Here is an 11796-nt window from a genome sequence, read left to right on the forward strand (position 1 = left end):
AATGGGCGTATCATTTCAGGACAGTGGTTAACAAAACTGAAAAGATAAAATTTTCTCTATTTCTGTAATCGAAAGAAACAACCTTGCTTGAAAATGCTTTTGTATTACCTTTTCTTTCAAGAGTCGCATCATAAACGGGTTGTAGGTACCACAGCAATGTGCCTTGTTAAGCCTATATGTTGCGAGCTGAATAGCGTTCTAACTGTCTCACGGAGAGAAGTTCATGAAACTAGGAGTTATTAAGGAGCGCCGCCCTGCTGAAAAACGCGTTGCGGCATCTCCTGACACGGTGAAAAAATTAATCGACCTTGGATTTGATGTCATCATCGAAACAGGTGCGGGAGATGGAGCATCAATATCTGATGCTGCATTTGCAGCTGCGGGCGCAAGTATCGCCAAAGACCTTAAAGGCGCTGTTAGCGACGCGGATGTTATTTTTTCTGTACAAGGTCTTGAGGGCAAAGACGCCAAGCTTGCCAAGAAAGGTACGTTGCAACTGGCTAACCTCAATCCGTTTCTGGATAGTGACCGGTTAAAGCCATATGCAGATGCGGGCTTGATGGCAGTTGCGATGGAATTTGTTCCGCGCATTACCAGGGCTCAGTCAATGGACGTGCTGTCCAGTCAGAGCAATTTGGCAGGTTATAAGGCTGTCATTGATGCGGCAGCAACATTCGGGCGCGCATTTCCAATGATGATGACCGCAGCAGGCACCATTGCTCCGGCGCGTGTAATGGTCATGGGCGCAGGGGTTGCTGGTCTTCAAGCGATTGCGACAGCTAAACGGTTGGGCGCTATCGTGAGTGCAACCGATGTGCGCGCTGCCGCTAAAGAGCAGGTTGAAAGCCTTGGCGGTAAATTTGTCATGGTCGAAGACGAAGAAACCGAAAACGCTGAAACTTCTGGCGGTTACGCCAAGGAAATGAGCGACGCTTATAAAGCAAAACAGGCAGCATTGATTGCCGAAACGCTAGCCAAGCAGGACATTGCTATTACGACGGCCCTTATTCCGGGTCGGCCAGCGCCGGTATTAATTACCGAAGAGATGGTTAAGTCCATGAAGCCTGGCAGTGTAATTGTTGATTTGGCGGTTGAAAATGGCGGCAACTGCGAACTTGCCAAAGCAGGCGAGATTGTTGAGGCGCACGGTGTAACAATTGTAGGGCACCAGAATGTGCCATCACGATTGGCTGCTGACGCTTCTGCGCTTTATGCGCGTAACCTGATGCACTTTATTACGCCGCATGTGAAAGACGGTAAACTAGAAATCGATTTTGAGGATGAGGTTGTGTCCGAGAGCTTGGTGACCAAAGACGGCGCCATCGTACACCCTCGACTGACAGGAGGCGAGAACAATGCATGATCTTATTGCAAGCCCATTCATTCAGCAGTTTAGTATTTTTATCTTAGCTATTTTTGTTGGCTATTATGTGGTGTGGTCGGTGACACCGGCGCTGCATACCCCGCTCATGAGTGTAACGAACGCGATCTCAAGTGTGATTATAGTTGGTGCGTTAATTGCAGCCGGGCCTGAAGGCGCAAGCCTTTCCAAAATACTAGGCGCAATCGCTATTGGCCTTGCTGCCGTTAATATCTTTGGTGGTTTTGCGGTCACGGCGCGCATGCTTGCCATGTACAAGAAAAAGAAATAGGGAGCAGGCAGATGAGTCAATCCTTTGTCGATCTGACAGCTATTGCCTACATGGTGTCTGCTGTTTTGTTTATCCTGAGTTTACGCGGTCTCTCCAGTCCTGAGAGCAGCCGTCAGGGTAATATGTTTGGAATGATCGGTATGACCATTGCGGTTGTTACCACCATTCTTAATCCTGAAATTGTTAGTTATGACTGGATTATCGGTGCCATTATTATTGGTGGTGGTATTGGTTTCATCATTGCACGTAAAATCGCGATGACAGACATGCCGCAATTGGTGGCAGCGTTCCATAGTCTTGTTGGTTTGGCAGCTGTTTTTGTTGCGGGTAGTGCGTTTTTGAACCCCGGTGCGTTTGGTATCACTGATGCGATGGGCACTATGTTTATGGCATCAAAAATCGAGATGGCGCTAGGTATTGCGATCGGTGCAATTACTTTCTCGGGTTCTGTCATCGCTTTTTTGAAGTTACAAGGCACAATGTCTGGTGCGCCGATTATGCTGCCGGCGCGCCACGTTATTAATGCTGCAATCGGCGCTGCCATTATTGCAGGTATCGCTTTGTTTGCAGCGGATCAAAACGTGGAATTTGGCGGCCTGAATGTATTCTGGATTGTCACACTGTTGGCATTCATAATTGGCTTCTTGTTGATTATTCCAATTGGCGGTGCGGACATGCCAGTGGTTGTCTCTATGCTGAATAGCTACTCAGGTTGGGCTGCTGCAGGTATTGGTTTCACGCTACAGAATACAGCGCTGATTGTAACCGGTGCGCTTGTTGGTTCATCCGGCGCCATTCTCTCATACATTATGTGTAAAGCGATGAACCGTGGCTTCATCTCGGTGATCCTTGGCGGCTTTGGGTCAGACAGTGGTGCACCATCGGGTCCGATGGGAGCCGAAACACGGCCAGTGAAGCAGGGCTCGGCTGACGATGCGGCTTTCATTATGAAAAATGCTGGCAAGGTTATCATTGTACCTGGTTACGGTATGGCGGTTGCGCAAGCACAGCATGCCCTAAAAGAAATGGGTGATATGCTTAAGGAAGCTGGCGTTGATGTAGCGTATGCTATTCACCCTGTTGCAGGCCGTATGCCGGGGCATATGAACGTACTGCTTGCTGAAGCCAATGTGTCGTATGATGAAGTATTTGAGCTTGAAGACATCAATAGTGAATTTGCAGGTGCTGACGTGGCGTTTGTGATTGGTGCAAATGATGTAACCAATCCGGCAGCAAAAACGGATCCGCAGAGCCCGATCTTTGGCATGCCGATTTTGGACGTTGAAAAGGCTGGAACTGTATTGTTCATCAAGCGTTCGATGAGCAGTGGTTACGCAGGTGTAGATAACGAACTGTTCTTCCGTGACAATACGATGATGTTGTTTGCGGACGCCAAGAAAATGGTTGAGGACGTTATCAAGGCGCTGCATTAGTAGCTATCGATAAAGCGATATGAAGGGCTGGCTTTTGCTGGCCCTTTTATTTTTTCAGGGGCAGTAACTCTGTTTCCCATTTTCGCCAGTATTCTTCTTCCTGTGCTTCAGGCATTAGCCACCTTCTGTTCACTTCTCTCACTTCAGATGATAGCCGAATTTCGCCGAGAATTTCATTGATATCCGTGATTACCTTGCGCCCAAGCGGTGTATCGGAGCAGGCAATGCCGCCAAAACCGAGAAGTTCTTTGTGTAATCCAATAGGAAGATAGACATGTTCGCTTGGTGTGCCAGTAGAGGCCTCGTGATACTTAAGCATAATCACATAGTCGACAAAGTAATCAATGCGTCCAGCTTCCATCAGTTTAAACATGCTTTGCGTCAGTCGTGTATCGCCAGACCACCGGAACATTTTTGCTGTTTTTTCTTTATTGGCCAGAATTGGATTAAGCCAACGGCTGTATGATCGACCGGGCTGGAAAGCTCCGATTAATTCGTCGTCGTTGATTAATGCATTAAAATCGACGTATCCGTCCTTTACGTATTTTTGGATGGCAGGAACGGCTTCTGGTGTTGTGATAATGCCTTGATAGAAAAACACGTATGACGGCGCACTCCATATAACGCCCTGTTTTTTGTCCTCCAGCAAATCAGCTCCCTTGTAAGGGGAGGCTGCAAAACAAGCGTCTCTATTTTGGAGTACTGAATAAATACGAAGATTCGTAACGGGTCTATCTTCATGTACATAATCTGTCATGCGTTCGCGTAACATGCGCTCAACCGTTTGCGCATACCCAAGACCTTTTAATGGTCCGTCATGTATCCATGCTGGTTGCCAGTCAATGGATAGCCATGTCAGTGTTGGTTTTTGCTCTTCTGAGGCATGCACAATTCCGGCTGTAACGTAAAACGAAATTGTAACTATTATTTTCAGCAATGTGTTTCTTAAGCTCATTAAGCGCCCTCGACTATACTAGTCATACTATAGAATAGACTTGAAAAGCTTAATGAACAACAAATAGAAGGCCGCTCAGTTTTCGGGACTGAGCGGCCTTTATTTTGCCTCTCGAGTGAAGCAAAAATGATGCAGGTTCCCCCGGGCCAACAGGAGACGCTGCAAACCATACTGCTGTCAGGTTCAGCATGGCGAGGAAATGATACTGCGGGAAGCAGAAGTGTTCATTTCGTGGGATGATATAAACACGATTGATATTAATAATCAATCGCAAAAATGAATTATTTTTACTTTTTGAAACTTCGAGGTTTTATCAAACTTATAAAAGCAATGCTGTATTGATTTTTTGTGATTGTTGCCAAGTCTGGCCTGCGGCGCTATCGTGCGCGCAGTGGTTGGCATTGGGTAAAGGCTAAACGCTGCAGGCAACACCATCGAGGGGATAGTCACGTGACTTTGGGACAAAAATACATAAGCATATTGCTGTCAGCAGTATTGCTGGTAACTGGCGCAGTTTCTGCACAGGTTAAGCAATCCAAACAGCCGCATCATGAAGATAAGTTTCGTCAACTTGAAGAGGTTTTGGCGACACCAAACGACCAACGGATCGCGTCTGGTGAACCGGGGCCGGAATACTGGCAACAGCAAGCTGATTACGACATCAAGGTTGAGCTGAACGATGATAATCAAAGTATCACAGGCTCTGAAATTATAACATACAAGAATAATTCCCCGCATACGTTAAAGTATATATGGGTAAGGCTTGATCAAAATCGCTTTGCAAAACACTCTGACGATCACCTGACACAACCAACGAATTCTACAACGCGCATGTCGTTTTCTGAGCTTCGGCATCAAAAATATCGTCAGGAATTTGATGGCGGATTTAAAATTTCTGCAGTAACGGACGGCAGAGGTAACCCATTGCCGCATTCATTTGTACGTACCGTTATGCGTATTGATTTGCCTAAACCGCTTACACCGGGCAGCAGTACCAAGCTTGGTATAGAGTGGTCGTATAATATTATCGAATCAAAGAAAATTCCGATTAAGCGTTCTGGTTGGGATCACTTCAAGAAAGACGGTAATAAAGTTTATAATCTAGGCCAGTGGTATCCGCGTGTTGCGGGTTACACCGACATGAAAGCGTGGAATAACCGGACTTTTTATGGCCTTGGTGAATTCCAAACTGAGTTTGGCTCCTATAATGTAGAGATTACTGTTCCCTCAGATCATATTATTGCTGCTACGGGCGAGTTGCAAAACGGTCGTGAAGTACTAACAAGCGAGCAACGCGCTCGTCTGGAGCGTGCTCGTGATGCTGACCGCCCAGTTAAAATTGTTACGCGCGACGAAGCCCTTGCTAATCAAGCTGGTCGTGCAACTGATAAAGCGACATGGAAGTTCCGTGCAGAAAACGTGCGTGATTTTGCGTTTTCTACGTCACGGAAGTTTGTCTGGGATGCGATGGGCGTTAAGCAGGCAAACGGTGGCAACACCGTAATGGCTATGTCGTTTTATCCCGAGGAAGGTATGCCGCTGTGGGATAAGTATTCAACCGAAGCTATCGCACACACGCTTGAGGTATACTCGAAATACACTTTTGAATATCCGTATCCTGTTGCTCAGTCTGTTAACTCGGCAACCAGCGGTATGGAATACCCAATGATCAGTTTTAATCCGCGTCGTCCTGATGAAGACGATGATGGTGAGCGTACGTATAGCCGCGCAACCAAATATGGCTTGATTGGTGTGATTATCCATGAAGTTGGGCATAACTATTTTCCGATGATTGTTAATACGCCTGAGCGTGATTGGTTCTGGATGGATGAAGGCTTTAATACTTTCTTGCAAGGGCTTGCCCACCGGGAATGGGAAGAAGGATGGCCTGGCAACATTGGCTCCCCTGAAACTATTGTGCCGTTCATGATCAGCAAAAATCAGGTGCCTGTGATGACAGACCCTGAATCGCTTATCCAGTTTGGTGCAAATGCATATCGTAAACCTGCTGTAGCATTTAATATCTTGCGTGAAACAGTTATGGGCCGTGAAGCATTTGACCATGCATTTAAAGAATATGCGCAGCGCTGGATGTTTAAGCGCCCTTATCCAGCTGACTTCTTCCGTACAATGGAAGATGCATCTGGTCATGATCTTGATTGGTTCTGGCGTGGTTGGTTCTATTCAACCGACCATGTTGATATTTCATTGGACCGCGTGACATGGGGCACGGTCAATACCAAAGACCCTGATGTTGAGATGGCCTACAAACAAGAACGCGATGCAGAGGCTGGTGATAGCCTCGTGGTTGAGAGCCATGCAAATGATCGCCGCCGCGTTCTGGAGCGCCCTGAGCTGCAGGATTTCTATAACCACAATGATGCATACACTGTGACTGACAAAGACCGCGAGCGCTACGCGAAATACGTCGACAGCCTTGCTGATTGGGAGCGTGAGCTTCTAAAAACCACGGAAAACTTCTACTTTCTTGAGTTTTCCAACAAGGGTGGCTTGGTGATGCCGGTTATTGTTGAAATCGAATATACAGATGGCAGCACAGAAACGCGTAAGTGGCCAGCAGAACTGTGGCGTCGCAATCCTAACAGCGTCATCAAGCTTGTGATGTCTGATAAGGAAATCAAGTCAATCACGCTTGACCCTAAAAGAGAGACAGCAGATGCTGATATTGAAAACAATCATTGGCCGCGCCGTGCTGTGCGTTCCCGCCTCGAATTGTTTAAAAGGAAACAGCAGGAAAGCTTGATGAAGCGTGCGGGCGAAAACGCATCATACTAAACAAACTAGTGGTGTAAGAGTTGGCATAAACGGCCTCAGTAATGGGGCCGTTTTTTATGACTTGCTATATTGGCGTGAGCCGCTTGAGTAAGCGATCATTAAAATGGCGGATTCTTTTCCCGTATTTTCAGTGTGATGCAGGACTCCCTGAGGGATGAATATCGTGTCGCCTTTTTGGGCCAGAATTATTTTTTGATCACATATTTGCTTAATGTTGCCTGACAGCACATGGATAACCTCGTTACAATCAGCGTGAAAGTGCGCCTCTGAGGTTGCACCTTCTGCAATAGTCATTTTGGCAAGGCTCACCCCGGCGTTTTCTTGGATACTGTCTTCCATCAGCCATTGCATTGTCACTGACATATGAGATCTCCTAATAAACTGATCGCAGTGGTTTTATTGGGCGATAAAATGTCATGACAAAGGCAAATACATTATTCAGTTGGTAGAGTGCCAGATGGAAAGCTTGGCCTGTGCCAATTTGGGCGTTATAGAATAACTTCTGAAAGGTTTACGGTTAATGTCAGACCAAGCAACTATTGTTGATTTTGTTTCTGCAAGTTTGCGCGGACTTGAGGCGTCGGGGCGCACTGTTCTTTCGCCGAATCAACAACGTAAAATTGACAGTATTGCAGTAGCGTTAGATCGTGAACTGGATGATATGGTACGTGAGCTGGAGCGTGCAGCGTCTTGTCAGCAGGTTGCGCCGAACGATAAGAACGGTGAGCCGCTGCCTCCTTTTGAAGCGTTTTGTGTGGGCCTTCAAACTATTGGCGACTCGCTCATTCCACATCTTGCCAAAACTTTTTCTGATTATTTTGATGGTGACCGCGAGGCATATGTGCCGGTTATGTGGATTATACGTGCACGTGTTGACGCGTTTGTCGCTTACCTTTTACAGCTTGCGCAGGTTCATGGTCTAGCCTTTGACGATACGCGAACCCGTATGAGTAAAGACGAGCAAATTGCGCTTGCAAACCTGGGCGCGTATCTGCGTGCGTTAATGCAACGCGAATTGGATGCTCTTTTATAAAAGTATCATTGATTAATACTCTTCGTTTATTGTATGGCGACAAGCTGCACGCTAAAATCACTGTTAAGCATTCATTCATTTTAAAATGCCTATCACTGTTATGCGGGATGAGAGAATCTGAGGTAAACGTGACACTGAAGCGATTCACATTGTTGTCTATACTCGCCGCCGCATTTGCTTTGTCAGGTGTGGCTGGAATTATGCATGAAGACACAGCCGTCCATGCTCAACAAGACGAAGCAGATGACACTGATAAGGCTGATACGCCGGAACGTAAGAAGACGCGGGCCGAGCGGCGACGTGACCGGATCATGAGTAGATATGAAGCAACAGGTAAAGTTGAAAATTGCGTACCTATGCGCAGTTTGCGTCAATCTCATATCTTTGATGATCAGACAATTTTCTTCGAATCCATTGGCAAACGCGGCTACAGAAACCGTATGCCCAATAAATGCGCAGGTTTGCTGCGGGAAGAACGCTTTGCATATGCCAATTCCTTTGGATCATTGTGCCGCGCTCAGATCATCACTGTGCTGGATAACTTCGGTCGAACCTGGGGTAGCTGCAGTTTGGGTGATTTTGAAGAATATACCAAAAAACCTAAGACTGACGCTGAATAATTAACCCTTATCTGTTTCCTGTAAACCTTGGTTACACCTTATGTTGTCGATGCGCCGACTAATAGCGCCTTGTCGCAAAGCACTGTCTTTTTATCGCATTGCATTTCTATTGTTAGATAGTAACGTTCATACCCCTTGCTTATTGAGATAAAAATATAAGCGAGGAATACAGTCTCATGAAACTCACTCAAAGCAGCCTGAAGAATCCGGCGGCAGTTGCAGTTGTTGCAGCCATGGCTATGGTCATAGGTGTTGTTATGCTGACAAAGCTGCCTATTCAATTGTTCCCGGCCATCGATCGGCCCCAGTTAGCCATCCAGAATTTTTGGCGAGGCGCCAGCCCATCCGAGATGGAATCCGAGATCACAGAGCCTATTGAGGAAGTGATGCAGGGGCTGCCCGGCCTCGAGGAAATGCGCACCTTTTCTAACCAAAGTTTTGGTTACATTTCGATGGAGTTTTCGCTCGAGTCTGACATGGACCGAACGCTGCTTGAAGTGATCAGCCGTATTAACAGGCTGCCGCCCTTACCGGTGGATGCTGATCGTCCTCAAATTTTGATGAATGGCGGTTTTGGTGGTGGTAGCGGTGAAACACTCATTTACCTGTTTACGCAGTTCCGAGAAAACAGTCTTCTCGCGCCTGAAGACTATGTCACGTTTATTGAAGACAACGTTGTGCCACGACTTGAAGCAATTGAAGGCGTTGGCGGTGTTCAGCTTAATGCAGGGGCCTCTGGCGGTGATCAGTTGCAGATTGAATTTGACCCTATTCGGGCTGCGGAGCTGGGTGTTGACTTAAACAATATTGCCCAACGCGTTGGCCGTACTGTGGATAGCTCGGGCGGGTATCTGGATGATGGACGCAGGCGCTATCTGCTTAATTTTCAGGGCCGATACGAACCAGAAGAATTACGTGCTCTCATTCTGTTGTGGCGCGATGGTAGCCCTGTTACTCTCGGGGATATCGCAACCATTGAAATTGCGCCGCCTGAAGTCAATCAGGTTGTTTATCAAAATGGTAACCCTGCCATAGGCATGCAGCTGTCGCGTGAGAACGGTGCCAATGTATTGGCAACCATTGACCGTTTGACCGCTGAGATTGACGACATGAACGCTGGTATTCTGGCCGAGCAAGGTATTGCGATTGAGAAATCATTTGATCCGTCTGTGTTCATCAAGCGTGCGATTAATCTCTTGGGCTCCAACCTTCTTATTGGTGTTGCGCTGGCAATTGGCGTGCTGTGGTGGTTTTTGCGACAGGTAAAAGCAACCATTCTTATTGCGCTGACTATCCCCATTTGTTTGCTGACAACAGTTATCATGTTGGCGTTGTTTGGTAGAACAGTGAATGTGATTTCACTGGCAGGAATGGCTTTTGCAACAGGCATGGTGCTGGATGCCGCGATTGTTGTGCTAGAAAATATTGTACGATTACGCGAACGTGGTGAAAAGGCATCTGTAGCCTCACTCTTGGGTGCTAAGCAGGTATGGGGCGCTTTGCTTGCCTCAACTATCACAACCGTGGCCATTTTTGTGCCGATCCTTTTCCTGAAAGATGCAGAAGGGCAGTTATTTGCTGATCTGGCGATTACGATCGCTGTTGGGGTGGCGATCTCCCTTGTAGTTGCCGTTACAGTTTTGCCTGTTGCTGCGGAGCATTGGCTCAAGAAACTGCCATCAAATGAAGCCGCAGGTGAACGGGCCAAAGTAACGGCGCACCGATTAATGATGCTTAGTGGTACGCCGCTACGACGTACTATTTTAGTCGGTGCTTTGATGTCAGCTGCTGTTGGTCTGAGTTGGTATATGCTGCCTAATCTTAATTATCTGCCGCCTGTGAAACGCGATGCGGTTGATGCATTTATTTCGTTCCCGGCAGGCACCAACATTGAAACAGCAGATAGCGAGATTGCCTCTGTTATTGTTGATAGGCTTGAGCCTTACTTGACTGGTGAAAAACAACCACAGCTCAAAAACTATTACTTCATTAGTTTTCCTGGCGGTCAAGGCGGCAACATCGGTGTGCGCGCTGTTGATCAAGGCCGTGTGAAGGAACTGGAGAAAATCATTAACGAGGAAATCCTTGTCGGCTTCCCTGATGTGTTTGCGTTTGGTCAGCAAGGCAACCTGTTTGGCGGCTTTGGCGGCGCGGGTTCTGTGCAGCTGAATGTGCACTCGCGTGACCTTGATGCCTTGCGCGATGTAACGCGTGCGACAATGGGCTTTATTTCAGAAGCATTACCGGGTGCGCGTGCGCAACCAAACCCTGATCCGAATGTAATGTCGCCCGAGATGCGCATCATTCCCAAAGATCGCCGCTTGGCGGAAGTTGGTTACACGCGCCGTGATATTGCACGCGTTGTGCGGGCGCTGGGTGATGGTTTGTTCCTCGGGGAGCACTTTGACGGCGAACGCCGTGTTGATATGATCCTGAAGTCACAAGAATTTGCTGACCCAGATATGCTACGTAATGTGCCTGTTGCTACACCGCTTGGTGGTACGGTACCGCTTGGTGATTTGGTAACATTTGAGCGCGGCGTTGGCCCGAATTTTATCCAGCGCGTTGATCGCAAGCGTACAGTGACATTTAACATTAGCCAGCCTGATGGTATGGCGCTTGAGGACATGGTGACCATTCTGAAAGAGCAGGTTGAGCCACAAATTAAGCCATTACTGCCTGTTGGAGCCACCATCTCATATGGTGGTAGTGCGGATGCGCTTGAGCGTGCAGTTAGTTCATTATCGCTTAACTTTGTGTTGGCGCTTGGGTTGCTGTTTATGATTTTGGCAGGTTTGTTCCGCTCAACTACGGATGCTCTTTTTGTCGTTATCACTATTCCGCTGGCGACAGTTGGCGGTGTGCTGGCACTGAATGTCCTGAACTTGTTTGCGTTTACGCCGCTTGATCTGTTGACGATGATTGGCTTCATTATTCTTCTTGGACTTGTTGTGAACAATGCCATTTTGCTCGTGTCTCAGACACGTGCAGGCGAAGATGAAGGCCTGAGTAGATCAGAGGCAATTGAACGTGCGCTTGCGCTAAGGTTGCGACCCATTTTCATGAGTACGTTGACCAGCATCATGGGCATGCTACCGCTGGTTCTGTTCCCTGGTGCAGGCAGTGACATATACCGCGGTATGGCTACAACCATTGTTGGCGGCATGTGTGTATCGACAATCTTTACGCTTATTTTGCTGCCAGCTTTACTGCGTTTCAATGAACACGGCGGTTTTTTCAAGCTGCTCTCTCGTACACCTCCCAGTATGAAACCAGCGGAATAGTGACGTAATAAACAAAAAATATA

Annotated in this window: 9 protein-coding genes; 7 read left to right on the top strand and 2 right to left on the bottom strand. The window is 47.4% G+C overall.

Annotated elements, in window-relative coordinates; all coding sequences use genetic code 11:
- The first annotated feature begins 223 nt into the window (after window positions 1-223).
- The 3 genes from OEU88_RS04815 to OEU88_RS04825 are packed head-to-tail and all read left to right on the top strand — an operon-like array spanning window position 224 to window position 3085.
- Complete coding sequence (locus OEU88_RS04815) at window positions 224-1363, top strand: Re/Si-specific NAD(P)(+) transhydrogenase subunit alpha (protein ID WP_262693978.1); 1140 nt, start codon at window positions 224-226, stop codon at window positions 1361-1363.
- Complete coding sequence (locus OEU88_RS04820) at window positions 1356-1652, top strand: NAD(P) transhydrogenase subunit alpha (RefSeq protein WP_262693979.1); 297 nt, start codon at window positions 1356-1358, stop codon at window positions 1650-1652. The genes OEU88_RS04815 and OEU88_RS04820 overlap by 8 nt, the downstream gene beginning before the upstream one ends.
- An 11-nt stretch (window positions 1653-1663) precedes the next feature.
- Window positions 1664-3085: an NAD(P)(+) transhydrogenase (Re/Si-specific) subunit beta gene (locus tag OEU88_RS04825; protein ID WP_262693980.1), complete on the top strand. Its 1422-nt coding sequence runs from the start codon at window positions 1664-1666 to the stop codon at window positions 3083-3085.
- Between the two features lie 46 nt (window positions 3086-3131).
- Here OEU88_RS04825 and OEU88_RS04830 read toward each other — a convergent pair whose 3' ends face one another.
- The gene (locus OEU88_RS04830; RefSeq protein WP_262693981.1) at window positions 3132-4040 is read right to left on the bottom strand and encodes a hypothetical protein; all 909 of its coding nucleotides are present in this window, start codon (window positions 4038-4040) and stop codon (window positions 3132-3134) included.
- Window positions 4041-4490: 450 nt separating this feature from the next.
- Here OEU88_RS04830 and OEU88_RS04835 point away from each other — a divergent pair, with 450 nt between their 5' ends.
- Entirely contained in the window at window positions 4491-6836 is a 2346-nt protein-coding gene (locus tag OEU88_RS04835; RefSeq protein WP_262693982.1) for a M1 family metallopeptidase, read from the top strand.
- A 54-nt stretch (window positions 6837-6890) separates the two neighbouring features.
- On the opposite strand, the gene OEU88_RS04840 is transcribed toward OEU88_RS04835, so the two are convergent.
- A complete protein-coding gene (locus OEU88_RS04840; RefSeq protein ID WP_262693983.1) occupies window positions 6891-7199 on the bottom strand; it encodes a cupin domain-containing protein in 309 nt (102 codons plus the stop codon).
- Window positions 7200-7356: 157 nt separating this feature from the next.
- Here OEU88_RS04840 and OEU88_RS04845 point away from each other — a divergent pair, with 157 nt between their 5' ends.
- From OEU88_RS04845 to OEU88_RS04855, 3 genes are all read left to right on the top strand, one after another.
- Window positions 7357-7869 carry a hypothetical protein gene (locus OEU88_RS04845; protein WP_262693984.1) on the top strand — a complete coding sequence of 171 codons (513 nt, stop codon included), beginning with the start codon at window positions 7357-7359 and terminating at the stop codon, window positions 7867-7869.
- Between the two features lie 128 nt (window positions 7870-7997).
- Entirely contained in the window at window positions 7998-8489 is a 492-nt protein-coding gene (locus tag OEU88_RS04850; protein WP_262693985.1) for a hypothetical protein, read from the top strand.
- Between the two features lie 176 nt (window positions 8490-8665).
- Window positions 8666-11773, top strand: a complete 3108-nt coding sequence (locus OEU88_RS04855; protein ID WP_262693986.1) for an efflux RND transporter permease subunit — start codon at window positions 8666-8668, stop codon at window positions 11771-11773.
- The last annotated feature ends 23 nt before the right edge of the window (window positions 11774-11796 follow it).

The organism is Kordiimonas aquimaris (genome assembly GCF_025574485.1).
Taxonomy (GTDB): Bacteria; Pseudomonadota; Alphaproteobacteria; order Sphingomonadales; family Kordiimonadaceae; genus Kordiimonas; species Kordiimonas aquimaris.

Excerpts from the sequence above, each read along its gene's own strand:
- OEU88_RS04815 (WP_262693978.1), top strand. The coding sequence starts at position 224 with ATGAAACTAGGAGTTATTAAGGAGCGCCGCCCTGCTGAAAAACGCGTT.
- OEU88_RS04820 (WP_262693979.1), top strand. The coding sequence starts at position 1,356 with ATGCATGATCTTATTGCAAGCCCATTCATTCAGCAGTTTAGTATTTTT.
- OEU88_RS04825 (WP_262693980.1), top strand. The coding sequence starts at position 1,664 with ATGAGTCAATCCTTTGTCGATCTGACAGCTATTGCCTACATGGTGTCT.
- OEU88_RS04830 (WP_262693981.1), bottom strand. The coding sequence starts at position 4,040 with ATGAGCTTAAGAAACACATTGCTGAAAATAATAGTTACAATTTCGTTT.
- OEU88_RS04840 (WP_262693983.1), bottom strand. The coding sequence starts at position 7,199 with ATGTCAGTGACAATGCAATGGCTGATGGAAGACAGTATCCAAGAAAAC.
- OEU88_RS04845 (WP_262693984.1), top strand. The coding sequence starts at position 7,357 with ATGTCAGACCAAGCAACTATTGTTGATTTTGTTTCTGCAAGTTTGCGC.
- OEU88_RS04855 (WP_262693986.1), top strand. The coding sequence starts at position 8,666 with ATGAAACTCACTCAAAGCAGCCTGAAGAATCCGGCGGCAGTTGCAGTT.